The organism is Sphingobacteriales bacterium (assembly GCA_012517435.1).
Classification (GTDB): Bacteria; Bacteroidota; Bacteroidia; order CAILMK01; family JAAYUY01; genus JAAYUY01.
Genome location: JAAYUY010000046.1, coordinates 1 through 16,971, shown reverse-complemented (window position 1 = coordinate 16,971; position 16,971 = coordinate 1). Strand labels below are relative to the sequence as shown.

Sequence of the window (16,971 nt, the reverse complement as noted above, 5' to 3'; positions counted from 1 at the left end):
TTTTGACCAGCGGTTATGGATTAATCGCATCAGATTTTACAAGGAACAGCTGGTCATTTTGCAAAACAATCTTGATAAAATGGTTAAATATTATTCCCACCCTGAACTTATGGCAGAGGTTGAGCAATACCAAAACAAAATCATTGTATATCAGGATCTTGCCGACAGGCTGATTAAGGAATATAAAGAGCTTAGAAATCAGGTGCAGGAATTTGACGGGAATGAAATATCCTCTTTCAACAGGCAACATATTGATACCATCAACAAAGAGATTAACAACAAAGCTAAAAATTTTATCAGTTTCTTTGAGATGATGAAAGACGATTTTCTCGAATTTTATACCTCACACCACTTGTCGGAGAACCATGTCATAAATAATTAAAAGTCAGCAACTTGTCGTTAAAGATGCTGATTATTTTTTCTCCAGTTTTTTAACAAATGATTCAAGTATTGCCGGAGGAATAGGGCCAGCGATTTCAGTATTTAATTTTTGTTCCAGTGATTTCATAAACTCAGGATTTGTAACACTTTCCCTGATTTTCGAAATGGTATAGGATGGTTTGCTGATGCCTAATGCATTTTCATCAAGGGTCGGAACCTGAATATAATTTCCGAGGTACTGATAAAGACCGAGCATTAATCCTGCATCGCTGACCGTATTTTTAAACGTTCCGGTCGCTAAAACCTTTACCATAAGAATAGGGGTCAGGTCAACAGCATTTATATCTTTGATGACATTCGTGGTCGAATAAATCTCCTTTTTATTTTCTGTCAGGCGGAAATTGCCTGTCGGGAATGAAATATCACCGTCAAGTAGTTGGGCAAGCGGGTCAAGTTGCTCTGTTTCAGTTTCATAGACAATGATGCTGTCGGTACGCGTGGCTTCTTTGATAAAATATAAGTGGAACTCTGCATTATCTGTTTTGGTAAAGTTACGGTAAAAGATGTCCATCAGTTGTTTTTGCTCAAACTCTTTGCAGGAAGTAAAAATAGAATAATAATCCTTGACCGAAGGAACTGCTGAAATTTTTCTGGTGTTGACAATACGCCAGGTAAGATACATGAAATTTTTATCTCCAAAAAAATCAAAAATCTTTGTATAGGGTGGAAATACGGTTTCAACATAAGGAACATCCGGATTTTCAGGAACTTTAACGACAATATCTCCTTTACGGCTGGTAAACGGAAAAGTAGCCGTTTTCAGGATGGCATCGCTGACTTCAAAGTTCTTTGATTCAGAGACAGTGAAATCAATGGGTACGGAAGGGGTCAGAAGGTAAACTTCATTTTTTGCCTCTGTAACCACATTGTATAATATGAAATATCCGGTCAGCCTGACATCTCCTATCGATTGATAGGGACCGACATTATTTACTGTGGACAGTCCCTGTGCAATATTGATGAAGGTGTTTGAAGGCGTAATGAGATTTATTTTTTCAAAAGTAATTGTCATTTTTTCTGTCATCGTTGAAGTATTGTACCTGAGCACTTCGGTGCGTCCGCCTCCTTCGACCAAACCAAAAATGACATAAAGTTTGCGTTTGGGAACATCTTTCAGCGAAATGGAAACATTTTTCCCGGGTTTAATTTTCCTGCCAACGGAAACAATTCCAAGAGCTTCTTTCTGGGCAACCAGTTCATCATCGCTCAGATAATTGCTTTTCATTGAAATAATTCCTGCAAAAACTTCAATGCTCTTGATATTTTCGTTAATGATTTTTAACCCGACATCTTTGGCTGTTAATCCACCTGTCAGAAAAATGAACAGTGAAATGGCCACTAAACTTTTCATAATAATACTTTTTTTGATTTCAGATTAAGCAAAAATTTTAACTTTTTTAAAAATTTTGCGTTTTTTTTCTTTCTGAAAGATAGGGATAATTAAATAATAAATTTTATTGCTGATTATTTTTTCTCAAAATAATCACGATAAGCCTCTATCCAGGTGAAAATATATTTTCCTAAAACGTCAAACTCAATATTGACAATAGTTCCCGGACGAATAAACTGAAAATCTGTTACCTGATAGGTAAATGGTATGATAGCAACGGTAAACTCACCTTTCTGATTATCAACATTAAAAGCTGTCAGGCTGACGCCATCCAAACAGACAGATCCTTTTTCGACAAGTAAATGATTTTTCCCGGGCTGAAATTTAAATCGATAATACCAGCTTCCATCAGCCTCCTGAAAATCAATGCATTCGGCTGTTGTATCAACATGTCCCTGTACAATATGGCCATCAAATCGGCTATCCATCCGCAGGCTTCTTTCCAGATTGACATAATCGCCCGGTTTTAATCTTCCAAGATTGGTTTTATTAAGGGTTTCTTCCACTGCCGTTATCTGATAACAATCGTCATATACTTTTTCAATGGTCAGACAAACTCCGTTGTGTGATACACTCTGGTCAACATGAAGCTCCTTTAAAATCCCGGTTTCAATAAAAAATGTAAGGTTGGTGCCTTTTTTTTCAATTCGGGTTACTTTCCCCATGGTTTCAACAATGCCACTGAACATAACTTATCTGTTTATATTTACGGTGCCTTTGAGAACTACCTCCCTGTTACCCTGGCGAAGCAGTTGAAAGACGGTGCAAACATAATAATAAGTTCCGGGAGAGCAATCAATTCCGGTCATCATATCCTTACCATCCCAGTTGATGGCGGGGTCTGAGGTTTGAAAAACAAGCTGTCCCCAGCGGTTAAAGACTTTCAGATCTATCTTGGCTACGTGCATGCTCCCTTGTAAAGGCTTCATCAAATCGTTGATGCCATCTCCGTTGGGAGTAAATATGTTGGGTAATTCATATTGCGGACAGTTTTCCACACAAACTGGATTGGAAAAGCTACTTTCATTGCCAAAAGAGTCCACTGCAGTAATCATGTAGCATCCTGCCAGGGAATAACTCAATTCGGGGCGATTGTCATTGAAGCTACGCAATGAAGGATTCTGAAGCTCAGTAATCAGTTCAAATCTGTCTTCAGAAAGCTTAGAATAATAAATTTTAAAAGAATAGATTTCATTCGAACAAAGGGTATCTTCAAAATACCAATCAAGCTGGTTTCTTAATTCAGGACAAACAGCACGTGCTTTCAGTTTCGGAGCACAGGGGGGGATGGAATCGGCAGGTTCGGCACAAACTTCCTGCGACCAGTTGAGCAAGGGGAACACAAAACCTTCGCCAGCGGTATAATAACCATAAGACTTGATTTTGTAACAATATGATTTTCCGTTTATTAAGCCTGTGTCAATATATTCATGTTTTTTCGAGACTCCGATGGAATCAAACTGAAGGCTGATGTCATTCTTTCTGTAAATGACGTAATACTCATTATACCACGGAACAGCTTCCGACCAGATAAGATAATTTTTTCGGTGGGAAGGTTTAATTTCCAGAAACACAGAAGAAGCGGGCTGAGATTTTCCCAAAAGATAGCTGTTTCCGTTGTCGGTGCCGTAAAATTCAATCTGGTAGCTGAAATAGTTATTTCGTGTGTCCTGAAGCGTGTCATAGACAAGAGTGTCTTTTAATCCGTAAAAAGTCGCAGAATTAAAGACTTTGTAAGCCTGAAATGGATTGCCGTTAATGGATTTTAACACGACATTTTTGTAAGGTCCTTTATAAAGATTTGTATCCAGCTCTGTTGGTTTCGACCAGTCCATCCATACGATTCCTGAACTTTCACTTGTTTTGTCAATTGAGACATGGGTGATAACAGGCAAGTCTTTTTGCTGGCGGGCACAAACTTCATTGGAAGCATATCCTTCGACCAGTTCAAAATTTCCTTCTGCCAGATATTTGGCGGTAACCCTGTAGCAATAGGTCATACCCGAAACCAGCCCTTTACCATTGTTGTTATCGAAAAAGTTAAGACTGTCGGGGTGGTTGATCGAGGCAATACGTTCAAAACCGGTATAGTCCGGGATTCCGGTTTCGCAGCGGGAGGTGTCCCAAAATGACGAGTCTGCCTTCCGGTAAATATAATATCCCCTGACATTGTTACAGACATCAGGCTTTTCCCATGTCAGCCGGATGCCTTTGATGGTGTTGCCGGCAGTAAGATTTTTTGGTGCCGGCCCTACTACTTTGATGAAAAAATGTTCGAGATCGGCAAGTGGTATAAGTGGATGATCATCAACCACTTTAACGACCACAGAGTAAGGCTCTTTGCGGATGTGCTGGCAGGTGGGTGTCCATGTAAAAGTGGCCACAACATCTTTCGTTCCGGTGGCGGGTGATGGATTAAGTACCGAAACAGGCGGACTCACGGCAAATGGCCCTCCTATAGCTGTCATTTCTAATTTTTGGTAAATGTCAGGATCATGAGCTGCCAAAGGAATCTGTAAAGTTAGAGTTTTTCCTGCCTCAATACAGGTATCGTTTATGGGATCAATATATGGCGGATTGTTGATGCCTTTCTCAACAATTATCTGCATATCCCTGATCATATAGCCAATGCGCTCCTTGTTCCGGAATTCCTCAATCAAAATGGCAATGTTGAAAATGCCTATGGTATCAGGATAATCCCAGCGGATGTCTCCTGTATAGCGGTTTAAGGTGAACCCGTTTTTTGCATACGGTAAATAGTAACCGTCCACATTTTTTCCTACTGCCTGCTTGGGAGGAATGAAGGTGAAAACAAGACTGTCACCATCCGGATCATAAGCGCCCGGATTGTGTTTGTAAACTTTTTTTACCTCGGCATAGTCAATGGGAGGAAGAAGAAGGACAGGTGAGCGGTTGGTACCCTTGAATTTATCTATTTTGAGCATGGTTTCCACATAAAAAGGCGTGAAAACACTGTATTGCATATTTTTAATGCCATCAATCCGGTTGGGGTCGTAAAACTGAATGATATAGGTCCCCGGGCCGGGATATATATGGACTGTCCGGTAAGTATTGTAAAAGGTGAAATTACCAAGATACAACCTTGTTTCAAGCTTGACATTTTCCTTGGTGTTGTCGCCAAAATAAATATCTATGTCGTCACGGTTGGCCGGACTTGTTGATTCGGTGTAATAAACTACTGTGATTTCATATTTGTATTCATCGGGTTTGCCTATTTGCTTGTAAATAATTTCCCCTGCACGTGCATGAGTAGCATATAGATTTTGACCGCAAAAGGTCAGCATCAGGATGCCCGATATGGCGAATAAAAATACTCTCATGCTTTTTTTAATTACTCAAAATTAACTGTTTTTTTTCGATTTTTAACAAGTAATGACGTTCTTATGTTCGTACAAGTTGTTTTCAGTATGTTTATTTTTCCAAACATCTTGCCATGGATCATTTCCGGTATGAAATAAAAATATACATCAGTCGTCAAATCAGATGTTTTTTTCTCCCCTGAGGATGCGAAAACGTTTTCTCGCCTCAACAATATAAACAGAATCAGGATATTCTGTTATCAGCTTTTCATAAAGCTCTTTGGCTTTTTCAGGACTTTTCAGTTTTTCTTCATATATTCTGGCTGCCTCAAAAAGAGATACATCTGCCAGAATTCCGTAACGGTAATCCGTAAAAATTTTCTGATAAAACTCTATAGCTTTTTGATAATCAGATTTTTTGGCTTCAATCTGGGCTTTGGCAAACCAGGCATCATCAATCAGTTCGTGACCCTGAAAGCCGGAAATGATTGAGTCGAAAACGGCAGAAGCGCTGTCGAGCTGATTTTTAAACATGAAAAAATCGCCACGGGCATACATCTTTAAGGGGACTTCATTGCTGTCGATACCTAACACATCCTGAATCAGCAAGGAAAGCCGCAGAGCATCGTTAGAAATTAACTCTGAGGTAGAGGCTTTCAAAACTTCCAATTGATCGGTTGCCCACTCAAAATCACCCATAAAGAAGGAAAGCCTTGCATTGCGAAACTTGGCTTCATGTCCGATGGGGTGATCGCGATACATGTTATAAACCTGTAAATACAGCAAAATTGCGTCATAAACATTCCCATTCAGCACCTGATAATCTGCCAGTGCCATTTTCATGTACGCTTGTGTGGTTTTGGTAATCTGCGGCACCTTCAGGTATTTTTCGAGTAAATCAATGGCCTCTTTTGTCTTGCCAAGATAAACCGCTTTTATTTCCGCCAGTCTTAGAATTACCTTTTCAGATATGTCTGGAAAACGGTAAAATTCCCTGTTTAAAAAATCGGTATATAAGCTTTCAACTTCAGTAAGATCAGCAACTGAAGGTTTTTGATTGGAAGTGATTTTCAGGTACCTGACTTCAATCAATCCGAATTTTGCATGGTAGTAATACGGAGTGGCTTCGCCTTTTGAAAGGATATAATTGTAAATTTCATCCGCCACTTCATAGTCCTGATTGCTCATACAAAGCTCTGCCAGCTGAACCAGGCGTGTATTGTTGTCTTTTAAACGTTTATCAAGGGCTTTAACCTGAATAAATGCATTTTTAAAATCTTTTCGCTGAACAAAAAGCCAGACCAGCAAATCAATCAGATCCGGATTAAACGCTGATGATTGTATTTCTGTAATCAGTAATTCGCTGAGCAAATGATAGGCAGAATCTCCGGCTACCACGTCCTGAAGCTTGTTTTCAATAATTTCTGATTCTTCCGGATTGACTTTCAGTAAGTTGATGTACTCCTGAAACATCGGTGTCAGCTGTCCGGTTTTTTGATATAAATCGGCAAGGGGATAACTGAAAATAGCATTGTTGTTGAAAATTTTCCTTGCTTTCTGATAAACCTCAATGGCATAGGCATATTCTTTTCTCAGAATCAATGCATTGGCAAGAAGTGCAATTTTTTGATTATCAGGTTTTAAGGATGAAATCAGGTCGGTATATATCTTGACTTTCTTTTTGGAATCGCCAGCAAGTCCGTAGATATAGCCTAAATCAACCTGATAGGAAGGATTTTCAGGAAATTTTTTAATCTGTTTTTTCGCCACAGCTTCTGCCTGTTTATAATCTTTCAGATTGAGCAGGCAGTTCAGGTAATAGTCGTAATAGAATTGAGAGGAGGAATTGCTGAAATATAATTGTTCAAATAAATCAAGGGCTTTATCGAATTCTCCGTTATTGTAATATTGAATGGCAAGCTGTTCATTGACCGGCTGTGTAAAAGCTGAAAATCCCTGTAAAATCAATATCAAGGCAAACAATCTGAATTTCATGCTATTTTGTTTTTCTGATGGTGTTGGCAATAATTTCGAGCCTTCTGACCAAAGGAGCTTTATCCATGCCCGGAGCATACACAAATCCGTCAAAAACAATCAGTTGCTTATTTTGGGTATCTTTTAAAACAAACATGATAAATGGACCGCCCATCCAGTCTCCGATGGTTTCCCACAATCCGGTAATTTTTAACCCCCTGAATCCGTTAACATTGACGAGTTCGCTGACAGGAGGATAAATCGACTGTGCCACAGCTACATAAGAGCCTTTATTGGGGCCATGAACCAGTTGCCGGCTGACCTTGTCCCTTAGTTCCAACAAGTCCGTTTCGTTCAGGTCTTCCTGATATGGCAGTGAATAAATCATGAAATCTGATGAAAAGGATTCGTTTTTTAACCTGTACCAAAGCAAAGCATCAATGCCATTTTCTTTCAGAACTTTTTCCTGATTTCCTTTCAGCCGCTGATAGATATTCAGATATCCGGAAGGAACACTGAAAGAGACATTGAAAGCCTTAAAAACATTATTGTTTTGGGTAGAATTGCTCCCTTTTGCATAAACCAGCCTTTTGGTACGAATCTTTTCAAATTTGTCGTAAAAAACGAGGAGGGAAGAAGCATATCCGGCAATTGCACGGGTCAGCATTTCTTCATTTGCAGCAGAAATAACCGTTATTGCCTGCGGATATGCCCACTTGTGATTGTATTGCCTGACAACAGTTGAATCATTATTAATAGCTGCAACTTCCGGGAAATGTTGATGAATAAACACTTTCATGGCAGAATCGTTTTGCCGGTCAACCAGAAAAAGAATGGATAAATTCTTTTTCCTGACCTCATTCAGTCCACTGACCGATAACTGAACCGGAAAAATAAAACATTCCCGCTGGGGTAATCCATAGATATATTTGCAGAAAAAGCTGTCGCAATATCCGGTAATGACCGGATTGTTGTTGTTTTCAGATACCACATAGAGCATATACTCTTCCCCGAGTGCAAAGGGTTTGTTTTTTTCGGTGATCATCCTGTCGTCAAATTCATCACCTGTGGTTTTTATGTCTTTGCGGCATGAGCCAAATGACAATATTAACCCAATGCCGATTAAAAAGAAATATTTTTTCATGATATGCCTGATAGTGAAAAACATCAACAATCTGCAAGAATCAAACCACTGAAAGCCGTTAAATTTTGGTAATTTTGCAGCGAAAATGAATATATGTTTAATCCTTTTAACGAAGATACAATAGCTGCCATTTCGACCCCACCAGGCAAAAGTGCAATCGGCATTATCAGGCTGAGTGGAAAAGATGCCTTTAAAATCACAGCCTCAGTGTTTAAAGGAAAAGACCCGGCTGAATGTGAAAGCCATACCATACATTTCGGGCATGTTGTCAACAGTGAAAATCAATTGATAGATGAAGTACTTGTCAGCGTATTCAAGGCTCCGAAATCCTATACGGGGGAAGACGTCATTGAAATCAGCTGCCACGGCTCAACATATATTTTATCTGAAATCATGAAACTCCTTTGCAGCAAAGGTGCACGCCCTGCCAGGCCGGGTGAATTTACCCTCCGGGCATTTATCCATAAAAAAATTGACCTGGCCAAAGCCGAGGGTATTGCCGATATGATTGATTCTGAGTCAAAAGCTGCCCATCAGCTGGCAGTTCAGCATATCAGGGGCGGCTTCTCGGAAAAAATCAACAACCTCAGGGGCGAGCTTTTGAATATCCTGACACTTTTTGAACTTGAACTTGATTTTGCAGAGGAAGATGTCGAATTTGCTACCAACAGCCAGTTGCTGGAAATCGTTGACAGGGTTGAAAAAGAGGTTAATTTTCTCTGTAATTCCTTTCATCTTGGCAATGTGTTAAAAAAGGGGGTGTCGGTAGTGATAGCAGGACGCCCGAATGCGGGAAAATCGACTTTGCTCAATGCCCTCCTCAATGAAGAAAGGGCAATTATCAGCGAAATACCCGGAACTACCCGCGATTTTATTGAAGATGTCATCAACATCAACGGAATAGATTTCCGCTTTATTGATACTGCCGGAATAACAAAAACCTCCGACTGGATTGAACAAAAAGGCATTGAAAAAACCTATGAAAAGATTGAAACGGCTGATCTGCTGATTTATCTTTTTGATATAAATGCCCTCTCGCCTGAGGAACTGCTCGAAGACCTGAAAAACATTGGCCAGACCGAACGCCTCATCGTAACAGGCAATAAAACCGATAAAACGGATGAAGACAAAGTAAAGGAAATCAGTGAATTATTAAGAGAGCATAATTTTACTTCCGTATTTATTTCCTCTAAATTTCATCACCATCTCGATGAACTGAAAAATATCCTTCAACAAAAGCTGAATCCTGAGAAATATGCCGGAGAAGTTACTATCGTGTCAAATATCAGGCACTATCAATTACTGAAAGAAATCAATGAAAATATTTCAGAGGTCAGGCAGCAAATTGCATCAGGCATTTCAAAGGATCTGATAGCCCTGAACCTGCGAACCATTACCAACCTGATGGGCGAAATTACCGGACAAATCACGACAGAAGAAGTCCTTGAGAACGTGTTCAGCAGGTTTTGTATAGGGAAGTAAAGCTAGTCCCCAGCTATCAGTGGTTTTTGAGTACTTAAAAGTCAATATTTCCATTTATTTTTGCTCAGATTATTTTATTTTACCTGCTTTTTGTAATGATGTTTAAAATAACCACATTGATGTTTACAAATTAATTATTTAGGTTTATTTCAATTTTTCCTGTTAACATTAAATTTGCTCTTTTACGTCAAGGCAAAATTCTGAACATGACTTTTGGTTGTGATATAAGTAAGTTGTGGATTCCCGGAAGAATTTTGATCCCTGAATGGCAGCAAGCCCTGAGGCGGATTCGACTCACCGGGTTAGAATTGAACTTAGGAGTTGTATTGTATCAAAATAACGGCTTTTAATGATGGAAAAGGTTTATTAACGGTTCAATGATATGAAGTGGAAAGAAAAATATAGTTTGCTGAAAGATGCTTTATCTCAGGCTATTAATGAAGCAAAAAGAATATATGACCCTTTAAAAATGGATAAATGACCTCAAAACTCTTCAATAATTATAATGAAAAAAGCCTGTTTGATAAATTTACAGGGATCATTGAGGAAATGAAAAGCCTTTATGCTTTTCAGGCTGTAATAGGTTATTTCAGGTCTTCAGGTTATTTTGCCTTGCAACCATATTTAAAAAATGTCCCGGTGGTGAAAATCCTGGTAGGGATAAATGTGGATCAAATGTTTGCCGAAGCACAGCGAAAAGCTATGCTTTTCTTTGGTGATGAAAACAAGACAAAAGAAGAATTTCTAAAATGGTTTATTCAGGATATAAAGGAAGCATATTATTCTGCTGAGGTTGAAAATGGGATTTTACAATTTGTAAACGATTTAATTGATGGTAAAATCGAAGTCAGGGCACATCAAACAAAAACGATTCACGCAAAATTCTATCTTTTCCTGCCAAAAGAGCATACTGAAAATTCCGATGGATGGGTGATAATGGGGTCATCAAACCTGACCGAAGCCGGATTAGGCATTAAAAAAGCACCTAATTATGAGCTGAACATAGCTTTGAAGGATTTTGATGAGGTTAATTTTGCCAAAACTGAATTTGAAAATCTCTGGAAGGAATCTGTTCCTATTTTACCTGTCGATATTGATAAATTCAGACAAAAAACACATATTGGTCAGACCTATACTCCTTTTGAACTTTATATTAAGTTCCTGATTGAATATTTTGGGAATAACATAGATTATGACCCTGACACTGTGGGAGATCTTCCAAAGGCATTTAAAAAGCTAAGTTATCAGATTGATGCAGTCAATCAGGGATTCAATATGCTTCTTGAACACAATGGGTTTTTTCTTGCTGACGTGGTAGGTTTGGGGAAAACGGTTGTAGCTGCTATGATTGCCAAACGATTTATTATTGCCAATGGTTCCCTGAATACCAAAATACTTGTTGTTTACCCTCCGGCAGTTGAAAAAAACTGGAAATCGACCTTCCGGTCATTTGGAATTGACAAACATACCAAGTTCATCACAAATGGGCGTCTGGATAAAATCATTGAAGGGGATTTAAATTACTGGCCTAAGGAGGATTATGATCTGATTCTTGTTGATGAGGCTCATAGATATAGAAACCACACCTCTCAGGCATTTTCTGCATTGCAAAGGATATGTAAGGCTGAAAGGGTCAACGAAGGTCTTGTCAAGGGCAAGAGAAAAAAAGTGATTTTGATTTCAGCTACACCTCTGAATAACCGCCCTCAGGATTTATATTATCAATTATTATTGTTTCAGGACGGAAGAAGAAGCACTTTGCCTGAAACTAATCTGCAAAGCTTTTTTGGGCCTATTATTCAGGAGTATAAAGAAATAATAAGAAGTGAACATCCCAACCTGGATCGCATCCGTGAGTTATACAAAATAATACGTGAAAGGGTCATCCAGCCAATTACCATCAGGAGAACCCGGATTGACCTGAAAAACTATCCCGAATATCTTAAAGATATTACCGATCAGGGAATTGTTTTTCCTGAGATTGCACCTCCAAAAGCACGTATCTATCAGTTGGATGAAAAACTGAATAAATTGTTTTATCATACCATATTTTATCTGACTGATGAAGATAAAATAAATTATTATCGCTATCAGGCCATTCGTTATCTGAAACCTGAACTTCAGGAATACTATTATGAAAAAGCAGTTCTGGTTTCCAAATCTCTGGCGGCCATTATGAAAACCTTAATGGTTAAAAGACTGGAAAGTAGTTTTAACGCTTTTCGAATTTCCCTCCATCACCTGTTAATGGCATCCCGGAGGATGATTTCCATGTTTGAAAATGGGAAAGTGTTTATTGCTCCCGATCTGAATATCAATGATTTGATGGAAAAAGGGTTTACAATGGAACAGATTGAGGAAATGATAATGGAAATGAATGCCGAGAATCCCCGCAACAATGTGTTTTCACCTGATGATTTCGATCCTGCCTTGCTTGCCGGTTTAAAAAAAGATGTTCATTTACTGACTGAACTTGAAAAAGAATGGGAAAGAATTGAAAGTGATCCCAAGCTTGATAATTTTTTACTCCTTTTAAAAGAAGAACTTTTCAGGGTAAATATTAATCCCACAGGCAAACTGGTGATATTTACTGAAAGTATTGATACAGCAAACTATTTATACGAAAAGTTATCGGAAAAAAATTACGGCCCGATACTGTCCGTTTCGTCTGAGAACAGAAACAGAATTTTTGAAACCATTCGGGAAAACTTTGATGCCAACTTTGAAGGGGAACAAAAAGATGATTACCGGATACTTCTCACAACTGATATTTTGGCAGAAGGAATAAATCTTCACAGAGCCAATGTTATTGTAAATTATGATACTCCCTGGAATGCAACCAGATTGATGCAACGTATTGGAAGGGTTAACAGGATTGGAAGCGTGGCTGAGGTTATCTATAATTATAGTTTTTATCCTTCAAAACAGGGTGACGAGGAAATCCGATTGTATAACAATGTTTTGGTAAAACTTCAGGGTTTTCATTCTGCGTTTGGAGAGGATGCTCAGATTTATACACATGAAGAATTAGTTGAACAATTTGAATTATTTAAACAAGGCGTTCCGGGTGATGAAGACAAACGCTTGTATTTCCTTAGGTTTATCAGGGAATTTAAAGATTCTAATCCAAAGGAATTTAAAAGGCTTAAGAGTCTTCCCAGAAAAGCACGTGTTGCCAGGTCTGCTAAAGAATCAAAAAAGACCCAATGGAAAGGGCACACAATAGTATTCCTCAAGTCTCCCTATAAGATGGAATTTTATTCTGTTGATACCACTAACAAGGTTTCATCACTGACTTTCCTCGAAGCAGCAGAAATATTGGAGGCTAAATCAACAGAAGCACCATATCCTTTGCCTGAAAGTCATTTTATTCAGGTTCAGGGTGCATTATCCGAATTTGAAAAAGATTTTCTGAGTTCGGGCACTGAGACAGCAGTTTCCAGTGAAAAATCATCCGGTATTTCTATGCAGGCCAATAAATTTCTGCGTGACGTTAAGTCAATTACCCAGCGTATCGAGGTTAAACAAGCCTGTGACAGCCTTAAAAATTTTATCGAAGCAGGTGTTTATACTCCTTTACCTAATGAAATAAGGAAAATCAGGCTTGGCTTTGATAAAAAACAGTTTACTTTTGCTCAGGCTGAAAAAATGATTTTGTTAATAGCCGGCAGGTATGATGTGTTTAAGGAGGGAGATGATTCAGATGAACCTGCTCCGGTAACTCTTCAGGCCAACATTGAACCTGAAATTGTCATTTCTGAAACCTTTATTAAATGATTTTCTTCTGCAATGAATGATATTGAGTTAATCAATTTATTGGAGCAACTTCTGAAAGAACCAGATGAGCAAACCTGGCTGGAATTTAAAACTAATGTAGCTGAAAGGGGCGCCAGTGTTACTCCTTCAGGTATAGGAGAGTATATTTCCGCTTTATCAAATGGTGCCTGTATTAATAATAAGGATTTTGGATACCTCGTTTTAGGTGTGGAAGATAAAACGCACAGGATAGTGGGTACCAATCTGAAACCAAAAGATTTCAAAATTGGGAATCAGGATTTTGAATTGTGGCTTCGAACCATGCTCTATCCTAAGATTAGCTTCGAAATATTTGAATTGCTTTTCAATAATAAACCGATTGTTGTTTTCAGAATTCCTGCTGCTAAATCTGAACCGGTTAATTTTCAAAAAAAACCTTTTATTAGAATCAACAGCCAGAAAACCGATCTTAGAAATTATCCTGATTATGTTCGTCAGATTTATAACTCTCAGGAAGATTGGAGTGCGAAAATTGTTGAGCAGGCATCTATCCGCGACCTGGATGAAGAAGCATTAATAGTTGCAAGAAAGCATTTCAAAGACAGAAATGCAAATGAAACCTTCTGTAATGATATTGATAACTGGGATACTGCCTCTTTTCTTGATAAAGCAAAGGTTACCATTAATGGCAAAATTACCAATACAGCATTAATATTGTTGGGCAAACCCGAATCATCACATTTCCTTTTACCTTCATTTGCTGAAATAACTTGGAAACTGGATACCAATGAAAAAGCGTATGAACATTTTGGGCCGCCTTTTCTTTTGAACACGACCAGGGTCTATCAACGAATCAGAAATTATCAGTATAAATTTTTTCCCGACAACCAGCTTTTATCTGTTATGGTCAATAAATATGAAGCGAGAGTTATTCTGGAAGCCTTGCACAATGCCATTGCCCACCAGGATTATTCCAGAAATGCCAGAATCATTGTAACGGAGAAATCAGGTAAAGTGATTTTTCAAAATGCCGGTTCTTTTTTTTCAGGGTCTCCTGACGAGTATTTTTTCGGGGATAAAACTCCCGATAAATACCGCAATCCCTGGCTTGCCAAAGCGATGGTGAATCTGGGAATGATTGATACAATGGGCTATGGCATTCATTCTATGATCATTGAGCAAAGAAAAAGGTATTTCCCCTTACCTGATTATTCAAAATCCAATTCAGACAACGTAATTTTAGAGATATTCGGTCAGGAAATTGACATCAATTATTCAAAACTTTTGATTGAAAATACAAACCTTGACCTCAGAACTGTGATTTTATTAGACCGTGTTCAAAAGAAATTACCTATTACGGATGAAGCTGCTGCAATGCTTCGTAAACTTAATCTCATTGAAGGAAGAAAACCGAATTATTTCGTTTCTCTCAAAGTAGCTTCTGTTACAGGAAAAAAGGCTGCTTATACCAGAAATAAAGCCTTTGATAAAGCTTATTATGTGGATTTGATTTTAAAAGCAATCAGTCATCATAAATCAGTGTCCAGAAAAGATATCAATGAATTATTGTTTGATAAGTTGCCGGATGTTTATTCTGACAGGCAAAAAGTTGTCAGGATTAACAATCTGATAGCTGAGCTTAGCAGAAAAAAAATAATTATTAATTTAGGCAGTGACCCGAAACCAAAATGGGTATTAAATGAGAAGAACTGATAGAGATTTTATTAGTGATTCGATGAGAGTTTCAGGCGATATTCATCTGAAACCTGCACTGATTAGCTCTGATCGTGTTTTTTTCTCTGACTTTATTAGAAAACTTATTAGTGATTTTATTAGAGTTTTTATTAGAGTTCATGCCGGGAAAATTAGTAGTGTTCAACAAAGGTTTTATGAATTTTGAAATGATAAACGCAGGAGCAACTAAAGCAAGGAAGCGGGCAAAGAAGAAACCTCTGAGCTTACAGATTGGTTTCGTCAACATTGCTTCTAACCATCAGATACCTGAGAAAAAGAACAAACTGATTGAATGGTCTGCTTTTCCTGAAAAAAATATTGATACCGAATAAAATGCCGGAAAATGGATAAAAACCAGCTTAGAAAAATTTTTGAATCACCTTTCATTACGGAAAACTGGTACAAGGTAATGAAAGATGTTTTCAGGGTAAAAGTAATCCATCAGCAGCCTGTTCAGTTGTTGCTTCCTTCAAATGATTTGGCATTGAATGCTTATGAACTTGGGCACTCCACAACAACTGATGATCGTGTAATTGGATTTTACCAGGTAAATCTGAGCTCAAAACCATGGATTGAAATGAACAGGGTGGGATTAAGGTCTTTGCTTCGTAATGTGTATAAAAATGATGTGGATGGCGCCCTGATCGTTTTTGTTCAGGATCAGAAATGGAGGTTTTCTTTTGTTTCTGAAATCAGGGAACGTGATGAATTTGGTGAAATAACAGTTACTGAAACCGAACCCAAAAGATATACTTACCTGATGGGTGCCGGAGAAGTTTGCCGTACTGCTACCGACCGGTTTGATTTGTTGCAGCAAAATCCCATTGCTCTTTCCGACATTAAAGATGCATTTTCAGTTGAAAAGCTATCCAAAGAGTTCTTTGATGAATACAAAAAGCAATACGATGTGTTTTGCAATTTTATGATTTCCAAACCCAATATTCGTCAGGCAATTTTTAATGGGGACGAAAAAGCTATACGCGATTTCAATAAAAAACTATTAGGCCGTATTGTATTTCTTTATTTCATTCAGAAAAAAGGATGGATGGGTGTTCCGGTCGGAAGTAAGTGGGGGCAGGGTGATTTAAATTTCCTGTCTAATTTATTTAACCAGTACAAAAATCCCGAATTGTTTTACAACGATATACTCACAAGATTGTTTTTCGATACACTAAATACCAAACGAAAAGATGACATTATTGAACTGGTAAAAGGTCATACCTGCCGCATCCCATATTTGAATGGTGGTTTATTTGAGGAAGACAATAAGAAACACCGCAACATTATCCTGAATGCACAACTTTTCAGAAACCTTTTCGACTTTTTCAACCAATACAACTTTACCATTTACGAAGATGATCCCAACGACCAGACAGTAGCAGTCGATCCCGAAATGTTGGGGCATATCTTTGAAAACCTTTTGGAAGATAACAAAGACAAAGGGGCTTTCTATACACCAAAGGAAATTGTTCATTATATGTGCCAGGAAAGCCTGATCGAATACCTCACTACCTGGTTCGAAAATAAAGGCTATGAGGTAACAGGATATATTGGCTTTGACAAACCCAACCAACCACAATTATTTAGTCCGAACGAAGGAAGAAAAGGTCAGTTAGTGTTGGAAATACCAATGAAAAACGAAAGCAAAGCAATTGACCGTTCTTTAATTGAAAAATTGCTGAAAAAAACATTAAATGATGCTGATAAAAAACTAATAAAGCAGCATTCAT

Annotated in this window: 11 protein-coding genes; 6 read left to right on the top strand and 5 right to left on the bottom strand. The window is 38.2% G+C overall.

Annotated elements, in window-relative coordinates:
* Window positions 1-382: hypothetical protein (locus GX437_02695; GenBank protein NLJ06559.1), on the top strand; the 382-nt coding region annotated here is incomplete at its 5' end.
* 30 nt (window positions 383-412) lie between these two features.
* On the opposite strand, the gene GX437_02690 is transcribed toward GX437_02695, so the two are convergent.
* The 5 genes from GX437_02690 to GX437_02670 all read right to left on the bottom strand — a co-directional run bounded on the left by GX437_02690 (window position 413) and on the right by GX437_02670 (window position 8,269).
* On the bottom strand, window positions 413-1,792 hold the full coding sequence (locus GX437_02690; protein NLJ06558.1) for a hypothetical protein: 1,380 nt from the start codon (window positions 1,790-1,792) through the stop codon (window positions 413-415).
* 113 nt (window positions 1,793-1,905) lie between these two features.
* The gene (locus tag GX437_02685; GenBank protein ID NLJ06557.1) at window positions 1,906-2,520 is read right to left on the bottom strand and encodes a riboflavin synthase; all 615 of its coding nucleotides are present in this window, start codon (window positions 2,518-2,520) and stop codon (window positions 1,906-1,908) included.
* 3 nt (window positions 2,521-2,523) lie between these two features.
* Entirely contained in the window at window positions 2,524-5,172 is a 2,649-nt protein-coding gene (locus GX437_02680) for a T9SS type B sorting domain-containing protein (GenBank protein ID NLJ06556.1), read from the bottom strand.
* A gap of 159 nt (window positions 5,173-5,331) precedes the next feature.
* Complete coding sequence (locus tag GX437_02675; GenBank protein ID NLJ06555.1) at window positions 5,332-7,146, bottom strand: tetratricopeptide repeat protein; 1,815 nt, start codon at window positions 7,144-7,146, stop codon at window positions 5,332-5,334.
* 1 nt (window position 7,147) lies between these two features.
* Window positions 7,148-8,269: a DUF4837 family protein gene (locus GX437_02670; GenBank protein NLJ06554.1), complete on the bottom strand. Its 1,122-nt coding sequence runs from the start codon at window positions 8,267-8,269 to the stop codon at window positions 7,148-7,150.
* A 93-nt stretch (window positions 8,270-8,362) separates the two neighbouring features.
* Between GX437_02670 and mnmE the strand changes: the two genes are divergently transcribed.
* The 5 genes from mnmE to GX437_02645 form a co-directional block, all read left to right on the top strand.
* On the top strand, window positions 8,363-9,751 hold the full coding sequence (mnmE, locus tag GX437_02665; protein NLJ06553.1) for a tRNA uridine-5-carboxymethylaminomethyl(34) synthesis GTPase MnmE: 1,389 nt from the start codon (window positions 8,363-8,365) through the stop codon (window positions 9,749-9,751).
* A gap of 477 nt (window positions 9,752-10,228) precedes the next feature.
* Window positions 10,229-13,528 (top strand): helicase, encoded by a 3,300-nt coding sequence (locus GX437_02660; GenBank protein ID NLJ06552.1) that lies wholly within the window; start codon window positions 10,229-10,231, stop codon window positions 13,526-13,528.
* Between the two features lie 12 nt (window positions 13,529-13,540).
* Entirely contained in the window at window positions 13,541-15,220 is a 1,680-nt protein-coding gene (locus GX437_02655) for a transcriptional regulator (protein ID NLJ06551.1), read from the top strand.
* A 176-nt stretch (window positions 15,221-15,396) separates the two neighbouring features.
* Window positions 15,397-15,573: a hypothetical protein gene (locus tag GX437_02650; GenBank protein NLJ06550.1), complete on the top strand. Its 177-nt coding sequence runs from the start codon at window positions 15,397-15,399 to the stop codon at window positions 15,571-15,573.
* 11 nt (window positions 15,574-15,584) lie between these two features.
* Window positions 15,585-16,971 (top strand): SAM-dependent DNA methyltransferase (locus GX437_02645; protein ID NLJ06549.1); only part of this gene is annotated, 1,387 nt, incomplete at its 3' end.